Source organism: Dyadobacter soli, assembly GCF_900101885.1.
GTDB lineage: Bacteria > Bacteroidota > Bacteroidia > Cytophagales > Spirosomataceae > Dyadobacter > Dyadobacter soli.
On sequence record NZ_FNAN01000005.1, the window covers coordinates 409,494 to 424,343 of the forward strand.

The 14,850-nt window shown below is 50.6% G+C and carries 14 protein-coding genes and 1 pseudogene; 13 read left to right on the top strand and 2 right to left on the bottom strand.

Annotated features, from left to right (window positions below):
* Positions 1–11: 11 nt before the first annotated feature.
* From BLQ88_RS10145 to BLQ88_RS10200, 12 genes are all read left to right on the top strand, one after another.
* A complete protein-coding gene (locus BLQ88_RS10145; RefSeq protein ID WP_090148907.1) occupies positions 12–644 on the top strand; it encodes a hypothetical protein in 633 nt (210 codons plus the stop codon).
* A gap of 199 nt (positions 645–843) precedes the next feature.
* Positions 844–1,521 carry a YdcF family protein gene (locus BLQ88_RS10150; RefSeq protein ID WP_218132901.1) on the top strand — a complete coding sequence of 226 codons (678 nt, stop codon included), beginning with the start codon at positions 844–846 and terminating at the stop codon, positions 1,519–1,521.
* Complete coding sequence (locus BLQ88_RS10155; RefSeq protein WP_090148909.1) at positions 1,518–2,576, top strand: methyltransferase; 1,059 nt, start codon at positions 1,518–1,520, stop codon at positions 2,574–2,576. Before BLQ88_RS10150 ends, BLQ88_RS10155 begins: the two co-directional genes overlap by 4 nt.
* Positions 2,577–2,619: 43 nt before the next feature.
* Positions 2,620–3,099 (top strand): hypothetical protein, encoded by a 480-nt coding sequence (locus tag BLQ88_RS10160; protein ID WP_090148911.1) that lies wholly within the window; start codon positions 2,620–2,622, stop codon positions 3,097–3,099.
* Positions 3,100–3,129: 30 nt separating this feature from the next.
* The gene (locus tag BLQ88_RS10165) at positions 3,130–4,044 is read left to right on the top strand and encodes a hypothetical protein (protein WP_090148913.1); all 915 of its coding nucleotides are present in this window, start codon (positions 3,130–3,132) and stop codon (positions 4,042–4,044) included.
* The gene (gene darB / locus BLQ88_RS10170; protein WP_090148914.1) at positions 4,044–5,186 is read left to right on the top strand and encodes a dialkylresorcinol biosynthesis protein DarB; all 1,143 of its coding nucleotides are present in this window, start codon (positions 4,044–4,046) and stop codon (positions 5,184–5,186) included. Before BLQ88_RS10165 ends, darB begins: the two co-directional genes overlap by 1 nt.
* A gap of 25 nt (positions 5,187–5,211) precedes the next feature.
* Positions 5,212–5,610 carry a flexirubin biosynthesis protein DarG gene (gene DarG, locus BLQ88_RS10175; protein ID WP_090148915.1) on the top strand — a complete coding sequence of 133 codons (399 nt, stop codon included), beginning with the start codon at positions 5,212–5,214 and terminating at the stop codon, positions 5,608–5,610.
* Positions 5,611–5,614: 4 nt separating this feature from the next.
* The gene (gene darH / locus BLQ88_RS10180) at positions 5,615–6,646 is read left to right on the top strand and encodes a BtrH-related acyltransferase DarH (protein ID WP_090148917.1); all 1,032 of its coding nucleotides are present in this window, start codon (positions 5,615–5,617) and stop codon (positions 6,644–6,646) included.
* Positions 6,647–6,652: 6 nt separating this feature from the next.
* Positions 6,653–7,408, top strand: coding sequence for an ABC transporter ATP-binding protein (locus tag BLQ88_RS10185; RefSeq protein ID WP_090148991.1), 756 nt, complete (start codon positions 6,653–6,655; stop codon positions 7,406–7,408).
* Between the two features lie 4 nt (positions 7,409–7,412).
* Positions 7,413–8,690, top strand: coding sequence for an ABC transporter permease (locus BLQ88_RS10190; protein ID WP_090148918.1), 1,278 nt, complete (start codon positions 7,413–7,415; stop codon positions 8,688–8,690).
* 47 nt (positions 8,691–8,737) lie between these two features.
* Positions 8,738–9,004, top strand: a complete 267-nt coding sequence (locus tag BLQ88_RS10195; RefSeq protein WP_015815230.1) for a phosphopantetheine-binding protein — start codon at positions 8,738–8,740, stop codon at positions 9,002–9,004.
* Between the two features lie 6 nt (positions 9,005–9,010).
* Entirely contained in the window at positions 9,011–10,204 is a 1,194-nt protein-coding gene (locus BLQ88_RS10200) for a beta-ketoacyl-[acyl-carrier-protein] synthase family protein (protein ID WP_090148920.1), read from the top strand.
* On the opposite strand, the gene scpA is transcribed toward BLQ88_RS10200, so the two are convergent.
* Positions 10,201–12,321: a methylmalonyl-CoA mutase gene (gene scpA / locus BLQ88_RS10205; protein WP_229212655.1), complete on the bottom strand. Its 2,121-nt coding sequence runs from the start codon at positions 12,319–12,321 to the stop codon at positions 10,201–10,203. The genes BLQ88_RS10200 and scpA overlap by 4 nt on opposite strands.
* A 90-nt stretch (positions 12,322–12,411) precedes the next feature.
* Positions 12,412–13,128 (bottom strand): annotated as a pseudogene (locus BLQ88_RS37680) (methylmalonyl-CoA mutase family protein); the annotation flags it as partial.
* 261 nt (positions 13,129–13,389) lie between these two features.
* On the opposite strand from BLQ88_RS37680, the gene dnaA reads away from it, so the two are divergent.
* Entirely contained in the window at positions 13,390–14,817 is a 1,428-nt protein-coding gene (dnaA, locus tag BLQ88_RS10210) for a chromosomal replication initiator protein DnaA (RefSeq protein WP_229212649.1), read from the top strand.
* The last annotated feature ends 33 nt before the right edge of the window (positions 14,818–14,850 follow it).

The window sequence follows — 14,850 nt, forward strand, 5'->3', positions numbered from 1 at the left end:
TACTCGAAGTTATGAAAAAGCTGTTACTCATCGCATTCGTGTTGTTCAATGCCGCTTTGGTTAAGGCCGACAACACCATGGCCGACCTCGTTGCGGGCAAAACCAGGCTGGTTTTCCTGGGCCTCGATTTTACGCAGGCCAAATACATTGGCAAAGTAGGTTTCACCGATGCGCAGGCGATTCAAAACCAGCACATCGTAAGTTGGAACAACCTGATCGAACTCGAACCGAAGAAGTTTTCGCTGCAAAAGGCATTCAACCTCAAAGACGACCAGTACAAGTCGAAAGTGGAAGATATGGTGACGCTGAATAAAGCGGTGAATGTGGAGAAAAACATTACCGACGACGAGTACAGCATTACCGAAGACCAGGTGAAGAAATCCGTTGCCAAATATTCACTCAGTGAAAAAGACGGCATTGGCGTGGTGTATGTGGTGGAAAGCCTCAACAAAAACGCTGAAAAGCTGATTGTGTGGGTAACATTCATCGATCTGGCCACTAAAAAAGTGATTCATACCGAAAAAGTGGAAGGCAAAGCTGGTGGTTTCGGGTTCCGCAACTACTGGGCCGGCGGCGTTTACAAGATCAACCAGGAGATCGACAAGAGCCTTTACAAAAAGTGGAGCAAATCATTCAAAGCTTAAAAAGTAAATAGAATTGTTTATTTTTAAAGCTCAGATAAGTTACCGATACCATATCATTCTTTTGTAAGCTGTGATCTGTTTGCCTGAGTCTGGTGAACGTTCACAGCTTACTGTTTAAAACCACTAACCCGTTATCGTGCGTATAGCCAATTCGTTTTTCCTGCTGATAATCTGCCTGCTATTCACAAGCTGCGGCAAAATGCTCTATCGTTCAGCGGCGAAGGCTTTTACGAAAGGGGCCAAAGAAGCGCCTTACGACGCGATTATCGTCCCCGGCTTTCCTTACAACGGCGAGAAATGGGACATGGTGCATCAGCTCCGCATTCATTGGGCCTATTACCTATATTCCAAAGGTTATACCAAAAACGTGATCTTTTCGGGCGGCGCCGTGGCTACCCCTTACATCGAAAGCCGGGTGATGGCCAACTACGCCGAGGCGCTTGGCATTCCGCGCGAGCATTTGTTTACCGAAGAAAAGGCCCAGCACAGCACGGAGAACGTATATTATTCCTACCGTCTTGCAAAAGACCAAGGCTTTTCGAAAATTGCGCTTTCCACCGATCCTATTCAGACGAGTTACATGAAGAAGTTCATTAAAAAATATGAGCTTCCGATCGGTTTGTTGCCGACGGTGATCGATACCGTGAAAACGTTGAATGTTTACGAGCCGAAGGCCGACCATAGCAATGCCGTGGTGAAGGAAGCTTTTGTGAAGCTTTCGGACAAGGAAGGCTTTTTCAAACGCTTCCGCGGCACGATGGGCAAATACATCGTCTGGCATGAAGAAGACCTGAAAAAAGCGAAATACAGAAGGAGATACAAGGACCGGATGATACCCTCTTCCGAACAAACAGGGAACAATAAAAGCGTACAATGAAAAAAGAATTGTCGGCTATTGAAGCCAAGTATGAAGCACAGAAGATAGCGTTTGGCCCGATGTACTTCCAATCGGTGGTGGCGTTGAGAGACCTGGGCATTTTGCAGTACATCAGCGAAAACCGCAAGGGTGTAAGCATTGTCAACATCATCGAAAATGTGAATGTCTCGGAATACGGCGTAACCCTCTTGCTGGAAGCGGCCGAAATCCTGGGTGTGGTGGAAATAGAAAATGATATTGTGAAGATCAGCAAGATCGGTTTCTTCCTCTTGAAAGACGAAATGACCCGCGTGAACATGAACTTCATGAAAGACGTGTGCTACCTGGGCGCAAGCCACATGACAGACAGCATCGTCAACGGCAAACCCGAAGGCTTAAAAGAGTTGGGTAACTGGCCGACGATCTACGAGGGACTTTCCATTCTTCCCGAGCCCGCAAAAACTTCCTGGTTCGAATTTGACCATTATTATTCCGACAATGCATTTCCCGACGCATTGAAAATCGTGTTTGCCAAAAAGCCTAAACTGCTTTTCGATATCGGAGGAAATACGGGTAAATGGTCGTTTGCGTGCTGTGACCACGATGCCGATGTGAGGATTAAAATACTCGATCTGCCGGTGCAGCTCAATGTAGCGCGCGCTAATGCAACGGAACGCGGCCTGCTCGACCGCATCGATTTTCATGCGATAGATTTGCTCGATACCACGCAAAAAATCCCGCAGGGGGCTGATGTGATCTGGATGAGCCAGTTTCTCGATTGTTTTTCAAAGGAACAAATTGTAGCGATACTCGAAAATGCCTTCCAGGCGGCTTCCGAAAACACCACCGTGTACATTCTGGAACCATTTTTTGATAACCAGAATTATCCTGCTGCACATTATAGCCTGGTGGCGACATCTTTGTATTTTACGATTATGGCCAACGGCAATAGCAAAATGTACAGGATCGGAGTGATGAAAGAGCTGGTGTGCCAGGCTGGGTTCGAGGTAGTTAATACTTATCCGCTGATCGGCGACAGTTATCATACGATTCTGGAATGCAGGAAAAAGGCATAATGCCTGATCCTTTTATATTCCGAAAGCGTAAATATTGATTGTTATGAAGCGAATGGCGGCGGTTTGCCTTGGTTTGCTGCTGGCTGTTTTCACAGCGCAGGCGCAGATCGACAAGGAAATTTATTACAAAGCATTATCCAGCGGCGAGGAGGAATCGATCGATAAGGTACTCGCGAAGCTTGAAATAGAAAAGTCCTCAGCGAAGGTGAATGCCTACAAAGGCGCGTTGACGATGAAGAAGGCGGGGTTTGTGAAAGGGGTAGGAGGGAAAGTAAAGACTTTCAAAAAAGGTGCACATTTGCTCGAAGACGAGATTAAAAGCAACCCGGGCAACACCGAGTTCCGCTTTCTGCGCCTGACGGTCCAGGAGCATGCGCCGGGGATTTTGAAATACAATAAGGAAATAGATGCCGATAAGCAGGCGGTGGTGACTGGCTACGACAAGCTGGACGCCGATCTGAAAAACGTCATCGCCGATTACGCGAAGGATTCGAAGGTGTTGAAGGAATCGGATCTCAAATAGGAATGCATTAACAGGATTTTTTGCGCATAAATGAAAAATATACTCGTCGTAAACTACTCTCAGTCAGGTCAGTTAAATGAAATCATCGATCAGTTCCTGAAACCGTTCGAGCCTGAAACAGTAGAGCGACTGGAAATTTTTCCTGCCAGGCCCTTTGTGTTTCCCTGGACGAGCGACGAGTTTTTCGACAAAATGCCCGAATGCGTGCAGGAGGATGTGATCGAGTTGCAACCGCTGCACTTTGGTGCCGAGCGCTACGATCTGATCGTGATGGGTTACCAGCCCTGGTTCCTTTCGCCATCGCTGCCGATCACGGCGCTGCTGCATAACCCTGGCTTTAAAGCCAGGGTTGGGGGCGGGACGCCCATCGTGACAGTGATCGGTGGGCGCAATATGTGGCTCAACTCGCAGGAAAGCATCAAAAAGCTGATTGCCGACGCCGGCGGGAAGCTGGTAGGCAATATCCCGCTGATGGACCGCGTTTCAAACCTCGTCAGCGCCGTGACCATCCTGCATTGGATGCTTACCGGCCGCAAAGACCGTAAATGGGGCATTTTGCCCAAGCCGGGCGTGAGCGACGAGGACATTCAGAGCGCATCACGTTTCGGAGCGATTGTTAAAAAGGCTTACGACAACCGGGAATACGCCGGTTTACAGAAAGAAATCATGGCCACGGGCCTCATTAACATACCCACTGATATTCTTTTTATTGAAGGAAGGGCGAAAAAGCTGTTCAGGATCTGGGCCAATCTGATCAAAACGAAAGGTACCACTCCTGAGAAGCGGAAACGGTTGGTCGGATTTTTCAAATACTACCTGCTGGTTGCCCTTTTTATGGTGGCGCCCGTGTTGGTGACGGCCTATCGGCTGCTGATCGCGCCGTTCGCCGCCAATGCGATTAAGAAGAAAAAAGAATACTTTTGTGGTGTAGAAACCAAATCATAATGTCAGAAGCATATATTACCAGGATTGCCAAGTTTTTACCGAATGAGTCCGTTTCCAACGAGGAAATGGAAGAATACTTAGGATACATCAACGGAAAACCATCCAAATCAAAAGCCATTGTTCTTCGCAATAATGGTATCAAAAACCGCTATTACGCGTTGCGCAAAGACGGGACGCTTACGCATACCAATGCGGAAATGGCTGCGCTTGCCATCAGGGACCTTTTTAAAGATAATCCAGCCGAAATCGGCAAAATGGATTTGCTGAGCTGCGCCACGTCCAGCCCCGACCAGTTGATGCCTTCGCACGGCTCGATGGTGCACGGGCATTTGCCGGAAGCAGCGTCGATCGAGGTGGTATCGCCTTCGGGTGTATGCTGCGCGGGGATGCACGCATTCAAATATGCCTACATGGCCGTGAAACTGGGCGAGAAGGAGAAGGCGGTTGCCTGTGCTTCGGAGCGCCTGTCGACGGTATTGCGTTCGGACCAGTTCGAGGACGAAATCCAGCAGCTGACACGCCTGGAAAAGAACCCTTTCCTTGCATTTGAAAAGGATTTTCTGCGCTGGATGCTTTCTGACGGCGCGGGCGCATTCCTGGTGGAATCGGCTCCCAATCAGGAAGGTATTTCACTGAAAATAGACTGGATAGAAGGCTGTTCGTACGCGAATGAGGTGGAAGCGTGCATGTACATGGGCGCGGACAAGCTGGAAGACGGTACATTGAAAAGCTACAAGGACTTCACAGCCGAGGAAATTCAGGATCGTTCGGTGCTGAGTATCAAGCAGGACGTGAAGCTTTTAGGCGAAAAAATTGTTAAATTGGGTTTCGCCAAGCTCAAAGAGATCATGGCTAAAAAGGGATTGACGATGGACGATGTGAGCTATTTCCTGCCGCATTTGTCCAGCTATTTCTTTGAAGGCAAGATCGATGAGTTTTTCAAAGAGAACGGCATGCCGGTACCCAAAGAAAAATGGTACACCAACCTCGTGACTAAAGGCAATGTAGGAGCGGCGTCCATTTACATGATGCTCGAAGAGGTGTTCAACAGCGGGGCTTTGAAAAAGGGCGAAAAAATATTGCTGGCAGTGCCGGAAAGCTCGCGCTTTTCGTACATGTTCTGCCTGCTGACCGTGTGCTGAAACCAACCATAAGCCGCCCATATTCATGAAAAAGGAAGACCTGCCGCAAGATCCCGGCGCGCTCGACAAATTTACCCGGGAAGTATGCTACGTCAAAAACGACGAGGGTAAGTACGAAACCGCATTAAGCAAGGGTTGGGACGTGAAAAAGCAGGCGCTCGACAGTGCGTGGGAGGAGGTCAACGAGCGCGTGGAAGACGCGCGGAAGGCGGTGGCCAATGGGGAAAAGAGCCCGGTATACTATTTTATGGAACTTCGCCTGATGGATTTGCCGGTCCTGTCGGGTTATACGGGAATCTTCCCGTTTTTCATCAAACGGCACTTCAAACCATCCGTTTTTAAAGGTCTCAGCGAGCGAAAGTTGGAAAAATACGCCAAAGCTTTCGACATTACTGTGGACGAATTGAAAAATTTTAAAGGTTGATCCTGTGAATATCGATAGTCAAACGGATGAGTTCCATCACGTACAAACGGCCCATTGCGAGAACGGGGTTACCACGGCATTGCTGCGGTACCACGGCCTCGATTTCATGACCGAGCCGCTGGCATTCGGCATGGGTTCGGGCCTGTTTTATATACAAATACCCTTTCTGACGGTCAATAACGGTCCGGCTATCTCGTTCCGGACAATGCCGGGGGCGATCTTCAAACGCACGTGCAAGTCGCTGGGCGTGGAGGTTACCCGCAAGAAATTCTCGAATCCCGTGGCTGCGCAGGCATTTCTGGATCAGAAAGTGAAGGAAGGTGTGCCGGTAGGCTGCCAGGTGGGGGTTTTTCACCTCACTTATTTTCCCAAAGAATACCGTTTCCATTTCAACGCGCATAACCTCATCGTTTTCGGCGAGGAGGATGGCCGCTATCAGATCAGCGACCCGGTAATGGAAGATGTTACCTCGCTTTCCAAAGAAGAACTTTCCCGCGTGCGTTTCGCGCAGGGGCCGCTTGCGCCAAAGGGACATATTTATTATCCCGAGAAAATAAAGCCCATTACCGACGACATGATCCGCAAGGGCATTGTGTCGGGCATTCGCCGCAACGTGCGCGATATGCTGAGCATTCCCGGCAATTTTGCGGGCGTGAACGGCATCCGGCACACTTCCAACCACGTCCGCAAATGGCGGGATAAGCTGGGTTTGCGCAAGGCTAGCCTGTATTTGGGTCAGATCGTGCGGATGCAGGAGGAGATCGGGACCGGCGGCGGCGGCTTTCGCTTCCTTTACGGTGCATTCCTGGAAGAAGCGGCGGGCTATTTGCAGGACGACCGCGTTTCCAACATTTCAGAAGACTTCACGAAAGCCGGCGATATGTGGCGTGCGAGCGCAATCAAAATGGCCGGCGTGTACAAAGGCCGCCTCACCGAGCAGAAGGATTTTGAAGAGATCGCTGATATGATGCTGGACATCCGTATGGTCGAGAAAGAGGCATTTCAAAAGCTTTCCAACCTGAAACTGGGTAAATAAGTGCGGATGGATAGGACGGGTCAGGTGTGCATTGAGATCAGGGGCGTGTATAAGCGTTACAAATCCGCCCAGGAAGACAGCCTTTCCGACGTGTCGCTGGATATTTTGCAGGGCGATGTTTTTGGCCTGCTCGGCCCTAACGGCGCCGGTAAAACCACTTTAATCTCCATTCTCTGCGGCATTATCCCTGTTTCTTCCGGCGATGTAAGGTTTTTTAACAATGGTAAGGCCTATTCCAATGCCGAGCGAAAGAGCCGGATCGGCTTTGTGCCGCAGGAATATGCATTTTACCAGGAGTTGACCCCGCGCCAGAACCTCGATTATTTCGGGGCAATGTATAACCTGTCCAAAAGCAAACTGGAAGAGCGCCGCGAGCATCTGCTGGAAGTATTAGGGCTCGAAAAGGCGGCCGACAAGAAGGTTGGGACGTTTTCGGGCGGGATGAAACGGCGCGTAAACCTGGCGATCGGCATTATCCATGAGCCTGAAATACTGTTTTTGGATGAGCCTACGGTAGGCGTGGACGTGCAGAGCCGCAATGCGATCATCCGCTATTTGCAGCAGATCAATCAATCGGGCACAACCATTATCTATACTTCGCACCATATGTCGGAGGCGGAGGAGTTTTGCAAAAATATCGCGCTGATTGACCATGGTAGGGTTATTGCAGCAGGAGGATTGGAGCATTTGAAAACCGCGCACGCGGTACCCAACCTGCAAACATTGTTCATCAACCTGACCGGCGAAGCGTACCGCGATTAACCCTATGTTTAAATTATTCTCATCATTACGCAAAGAACTGCTGCTGCTTATCAATGATAAAGTAGGGCTGGCTTTGATGTTCCTGATGCCGTTGCTGCTGGTTTTTATCATTACCATAATCCAGGACAGCGCTTATAAAATGGTGAATGAGAATCAGATACCTCTTCTGGTGGTCAATCAGGACAAAGGTAAGGAAGGTGAAAAGCTGGTGGGATTGCTGCAAAAGTCGGGGCTTTTTAAGATTGACTCTCAGAACAGCATTGCACAGGAATCGTTGAAATCGGAGTTGCTTTCACGGGGTAAAATGATTGCATTGTACATTCCTGCGACGTTTTCGGCGGGGCTTGAAAGCAATGCGGAAGATGTGAGCGGCATTCTGATGGACGACCTTGGTTTAGAGCACGATACGACCGCCCGCGAGCAAATTTCAATGCCGAAACTTTCCTTTTACAACGATCCGGTTTTGCAGGAAAATTACAGCTACTCGGTCATGAGCGTGATCCAGTCGTACATGAGCGTAATCGAAAATTCGCTGATGATCGACCGGATGTATGCCAATATGGACATTGCCGAACGTTCCGCGAAGCTGAAAGACAGGATGATCTCCAACCGCGTAGGCATCGACCAGATCGTTGCGAGCAACAACAATTCCACCGCCATCCCCAATTCCACCCAGCATAATGTGCCCGCCTGGACGATTTTTGCCATGTTTTTCATGGTCGTGTCGCTTGGTAGCAACATTGTGAAAGAGCGGGTGAATGGCAGTTTTTTAAGATTGAAAACCATGCCTACCACATTTATGGTCGTGATGTTCAGTAAAATGGCGATTTACGTGGTCGTAGCCGCATTGCAAGTAGCGCTTACCTTCTCCATGGGCGTCTGGATTTTACCCAAACTCGGCCTGCCTAAACTGAGTGTCCCCGACAACATCATCGCTACCATTGCCGTGATTTTCATTAGCAGTATGGCGGCGGTGAGTTATGCTTTAATGATCGGCGCATTTGCCAAAACCGAGCAGCAGGCGAATGGTTTCGGGGCAATATCCATTATCATTTTCGGCGCGATAGGCGGCATTCTGGTACCGACGTTCGTAATGCCCGGGTTCATGCAGTTTTTTAGCAACTTTTCGCCGCTGCACTGGTGCCTCGAAGGTTTTTACGTGCTATTTCTCAAAGGCGGCAGCTGGCAGGATTTGCGGGCGGTGTTCGCATTTCTGGGCATTTTCATCGTGTTTTGCCAATTGGGCACATATTTTAAGCTACGGTTGGAAAGAATTATTTAAGTTTGAAGTTGCACCCGACTCACTTTTAAAGCGATTAACAAATCAATATGGACATAGAGAGCTTGAAGCCCATCCTGAAAGGGCAAATTGTACAATACCTGAACTTGCTGGACATTAACCCTGCCGACATTAAGGACGACGAACCGCTTTTCGGCGGCGACCTGGGCCTCGATTCGATCGACTCGCTCGAACTCGTGGTGCTGCTCGAAAGGGAGTACGGTATTAAAATCAATAACCCGGCCGAGGGGCGCAAGATCCTCGTCGATGTAAACCACATGGCGGAATACATTCTCGCCAATACAAAAGCTGCTTAATTTTCGATGGGAAGGGTGTTGGTGACGGGTATGGGCATGATTTCGGCCATTGGTAACAATGTGGCCGAGAATCATCAGAGCTTACGAAGCGGGCGGTCGGGGATCGGCAGAGTTTCATTCTTTGAATCGCTGTACGCCTCGCAATTGCCATTCGGCGAAGTGAAGCTGAGCAACGACGCGTTGAAGAAATTACAGCAACTCGAATCTGCCGCCGGTTACACGCGCACCTGCCTGCTTGCCGACAAAGCATTCACCGAAGCCATTGCCGACGCCGCATTGACGCCCGGCCAGCTTTCCTCGCTCGATACCGCGCTCATTTCTGCCAGCACCGTCGGCGGCATGTGCCTCACCGACCAGCTCTACGAAGATGCCAACCACAAATCCGAAGGTTCGGAATACCTCGAATCCTACGGCTGCTCGGCGCACACTTTGAAGCTGGTCAAACGCTACCGTATCAAGGGCTTTACGGATACGATTAATACGGCCTGCTCGTCGTCCGCGAATGCCATTATGCTCGGCGCGCGGCTGATCCGCTCGGGACGTTTAAAAAGGGCGATTGTAGGAGGTGTGGATAGCCTGGCCAAATACACCGTCAACGGTTTTAATGCATTAAAAATCCTTTCCGAATCCCCCTGCAAGCCTTTTGACATTAACCGCGACGGCCTGAACCTTGGCGAAGGCGCGGGTTACCTGGTACTGGAAGCGGAAGAGCTGGCGGTCGGGAAAAAGGTATATGCGGAAATTGCCGGTTTCGGCAATGCGAACGATGCGCACCATCCCTCGGCCATGTCCGACGAGGCTACGGGCGCGATCCGCTGCATGCGCGAGGCGATCCGTTCGGCGGGCATCGAAACAGGCCAGATAGGTTACGTGAATGCACACGGTACCGGCACGCAGAATAACGATCAGGTCGAGTTTTTCGGAATGGGGGAGTTGTTCGGTAAGATGCCTCCTTATAGTTCTACCAAATCATTCACAGGGCATACTTTGGGCGCTGCGGGCGCTGTGGAGGCTATTTTCAGCATTTTGGGCATTGTGCATTCGGAGTTGTTTCCAAGTCTGAATATCCATGAGCCCATTAACGGTGATAACGCGCCGGTTTCCCAATGGCAGGACGGTTATCCTTTAAATTATGTGCTTTCCAACTCCTTCGGGTTTGGAGGGAATTGTACTTCGCTGGTTTTTGCGGGTGTAAATTAATTTTCCTGCATTAATTTGGTCAGTATCTCCTGTGCGGCCACCGAAATGACGGTTCCGGGGCCGAAAATGCCTTTTACCCCTGCATCGTACAAAAACTGATAGTCCTGCGCCGGTATCACGCCGCCAGCGATAACCATAATATCGCCTCGTCCCAATTTATTCAACTCACCAATCAGCTCCGGAACCAGGGTTTTGTGCCCCGCGGCAAGGCTTGATGCGCCGATGATATGCACGTCGTTTTCAATGGCTTGCATGGCTACTTCCTGCGGTGTCTGGAACAGTGGCGCAATGTCCACGTCGAAACCGAGATCGGCGAAACTGGTGGCGATCACTTTTGCTCCCCGGTCGTGGCCGTCCTGGCCCATTTTTGCGACCATCATGCGCGGCCGGCGGCCTTCCTGGCGGGCAAATTCATCGGACATTTCGCGTGCGCGCCGGAAATTTTCATCATCCGAAACTTCCGCCCGGTAAACTCCTGAAACCGACCGAATGGTAGACTGGTACCTGCCAAAATTCTTTTCCATAGCCTCTGAAATTTCACCTAATGTAGCGCTTTTGCGTGCCGCATCCACGGCCAATGCGAGCAGATTGGAATGCATATCCTTTCCACCTGCGTCCTTGCACGCACCTGTAAGACGGTTGAGCGCGTCGCGTGCCTCCCGCTCATTCCTGTTTTTGCGAATACCTGCAAGTTGTGCGATCTGCGCGCGCCTTACCGCGTCATTATCAATTTGTAGTATCTCAAAAGACTGCTTCTCGTCGGTTTTGTACCGGTTTACACCCACTATCACTTCCTTTCCCGCATCGATCCGTGCCTGTTTGCGGGCAGCGGCCTCTTCGATGCGCATTTTGGGGAGCCCGGTTTCAATGGCTTTCGTCATACCGCCCAATGCTTCCACTTCTTCGATGAGTTGCCAGGCTTTTTCGGCGAGTTGCATCGTGAGGTATTCGACGTAATAGGAACCACCCCACGGGTCGACGGCCTTGCAGAGGTCGGTTTCTTGCTGGATAAAAAGCTGGGTATTCCGTGCAATGCGCGCTGAAAAGTCGGTGGGTAATGCAATGGCCTCATCGAACGAATTGGTGTGCAGCGATTGCGTGTGCCCCATCACGGCGGCCATGGCTTCGATAGTGGTGCGGGTAATGTTGTTGAATGGCTCCTGCTCGGTGAGGCTGTACCCGCTCGTCTGGCAATGCGTGCGGAGCATCAGCGATTTTTCATTCTGTGGATTGAACTGCTTCACGATTTTAGCCCAAAGCATCCGTCCGGCCCGCATTTTGGCGATTTCCATGAAATGGTTCATGCCAATTCCCCAGAAAAACGATAGCCTGGGCGCGAAATCGTCGATGGCAATGCCTGCATTAATGCCCGTACGGATGTATTCGAGCCCGTCCGCGAGCGTGTAGGCGAGCTCGATGTGCGCGGGAGCCCCCGCCTCATGCATATGATAGCCGCTGATACTGATCGAGTTAAAGCGGGGCATATGCTGCGAGGCATAGGCAAAAATATCGCCTACAATGCGCATGGACGGTGCTGGCGGATAAATGTAGGTGTTGCGCACCATAAACTCTTTCAGAATGTCGTTCTGGATCGTCCCGGTAAGTTGGTCCGGCTGCACGCCTTGTTCTTCCGCAGCGACGATAAAAAAGGCCATTACGGGTATGACCGCGCCATTCATCGTCATCGACACCGACATCTGATCCAGCGGGATCTGATCGAACAGCGTCATCATATCCTCCACGGAGTCGATCGCCACGCCTGCCTTGCCGACGTCGCCGGTTACGCGAGGGTGGTCGGAGTCGTAGCCGCGGTGCGTGGCGAGGTCGAATGCGACAGATAATCCTTTCTGCCCCGCTGCGAGGTTCCGGCGGTAGAATGCGTTGGATTCGGCGGCTGTCGAGAAGCCCGCGTATTGCCGGATCGTCCAAGGGCGTTCGAGGTACATGCTCGCGTACGGGCCGCGTAGGAAGGGGGGAGCGCCCGCGCCGAATGCGAGGTGTTCGGCATTGGCCAGGTCCTCGGCGGTGAAGCCGTTTTTGAGTTCAATGCCTTCTGCTGTCGAAAATGGCTTTTGCGGAATGTTGTGACGGCTTTCCTTCAACGGTTTATCCGCCACATTTCCGAAAGCGGCGCCATCCGCGGTTTTCAAAAAGCCTTCCCACGCGGCATTTGACAGCCGCAATGTCATATCTTCCAATGCAAATGAACCTGCGGCGGGATCGGCAACTTTTCCGAAATGGCTTTCGTGTTCGAGGATGTAGGAAACGTGTGTGGCGAGCCGCTGTGCTAATGCATTGTCTGAGTTATCGAACGGCAGCACTGTCAGCGCGTCGCAGCCGCCGATAACCGCGCTCATGGCCTGCGCGGTGGCTCGCACGAGATTGGTATAGTCGGTTTGGTTTGTCTCGTAAGAAATCAGCGTTTTTGCATGGATTAAAGGACTTCCAGCTTCGCCGGACGTACCGAACGCGAGCGCCATCTTCCGCAAAAGGTGCCGTAATGCCCGCAGCTTCGCGATTTCGGTCAGGTAGTGCGAGGTCACCGGGACCAGGATAGTGGCTTGTTCCAACATTTGCTGAAACGGCGGGCCGTCATTGGAATACCCCTTGGAAAAATAAACCTGGGCGGACAGCAGCTGCGCTACCGGATTATCACCCTGCAATTCGATCGTGAATGCATGTGATGCTGCCGCAAGTCCCTCATTCGCATTCAGCCAGCCAGGTGTTTGCTTTTGTGCCTGCTGAATTTCTTGGACCAATTCCCAATCGATCTCATCAGCGGTGACATACGATTTGAAATGCAACCCCGGCGCCGGTTCCCATCCGTTCAGTAGCTCATCGCGGCCTTTTACTTCTCTGGCGGCGAGTTTTTCCCAGGCATTTTTGTCGGTTGCAGAAAATTCCGAAAACAGTTTCGATGCCATGGGTCGGTCATTTTATGGGTAAATGTGGGATGTGTGCCGTTAGCAAAACTACAAATTTTGGGATGCAAAAAAGGGTATTTTGATATCAAAACCGCTTCTGTAACCTTCTGGACACGATTGCAACCGCAATTTTATTTTTGGGTTTGCAGATACTCTTTCCGACGATTAAATTGAATGTTCGTTTCATCTGGAGAGATCAGGTATTTTTATATCTTTGCCGTCCTTTTGAATTATGATACTCAGAGTTTGGTAAATTATACATTGGAAAGAATCAGCACAAATAGAGAGGTAGACCAGGTTTGGGATGCTTGCCTGCGGATTATTCAGCAGCACATTCCAGAGCAGAGTTTTAAGACGTGGTTTGAACCCATTCGTCCCTTAAAACTCTATGGTAAAGTACTTACCGTGCAGGTTCCCAGCCAGTTTTTCTACGAATGGCTGGAAGATAACTATGTCAATCTGCTGAGAAAGGCGCTGGACTATGCGATCGGCCGTGACGGATTATTGGAATATTCCATTATTGTCGACACCGGTAACGAGAAGCACCAGCCGCTGACGATGAACGTCTCAACTCAGAAATCTCCAAATTATTCCCGACCGGATAATTTCGCGACCGACCCCAGAATGGGCACCGCGGTGAAGGAGAAAGACCAGGATTCGCTGACGCTCGATACGTATCTGAACCCCAATTATTCATTCGATAATTTCATCGAAGGCGACTGTAACAGGCTGGCCCGCTCGGCCGGTTTTGCGGTAGCGCAACGTCCGGGGCTTACGTCGTTCAACCCGCTGATGATGTACGGCGGGGTAGGGCTGGGTAAGACGCACCTCGTGCAGGCCATCGGCAATTACATTACCAACCACTACGAGAACAAGCTGGTACTATACGTTTCTTCTGAGAAATTTACCAACCAGTTCATTAATTCGATCCGTAACAACACACTGCAGGACTTCACGGATTTTTACATGAAAGTGGATGTGCTGGCGATCGACGACGTGCAGTTTTTGTCGGGTAAGGAAAAAACGCAGGACACATTCTTCCATATTTTCAACCACCTGCACCAGCTGGGCAAGCAGATCATCATGACGAGCGACCGCCCGCCGCGTGAGCTGCAAGGCTTGCAGGATCGTTTGCTATCCCGCTTCAAATGGGGCCTTACCGCCGATTTGCAGGCGCCGGATTTCGAAACGCGTATCGCCATTATCCAGAAAAAGATCCAGTCGGAAGGCATTTCGATCGATTATGATGTGATCGAATACATTGCGCACAGCGTGAACTCCAACGTGAGGGAGCTGGAAGGCGTGATCGTGTCGCTGATGGCGCAGGCTTCGCTTACCCGCCGCAATATCGACGTGGAACTGGCGAAAAATACCCTCCGCAACATCGTAATGAACGAGGATAAGGAGGTTACGATCGACACCATTCAGGAAATCATCGCCGATTACTTCCAGGTTTCGATTGCCGATCTCAAAAGTAAAAGCCGTAAAAAAGAAGTCGTGTACCCGCGCCAGCTCGCGATGTACCTGGCTAAGGAATACACAGATTTGCCGCTTAAATCCATCGGCTACCATTTCGGCGGCCGCGACCACAGTACCGTAATCCACTCGATTCAAAGCATTAACCTGCTCATGGACGAAACTCCGGACGTGGAAGAAACTTTGCAGAAGCTTCGCAGTTACTTTAAATAGGTTTTGACGTATCAATGTTCAGGGCAAATCCTG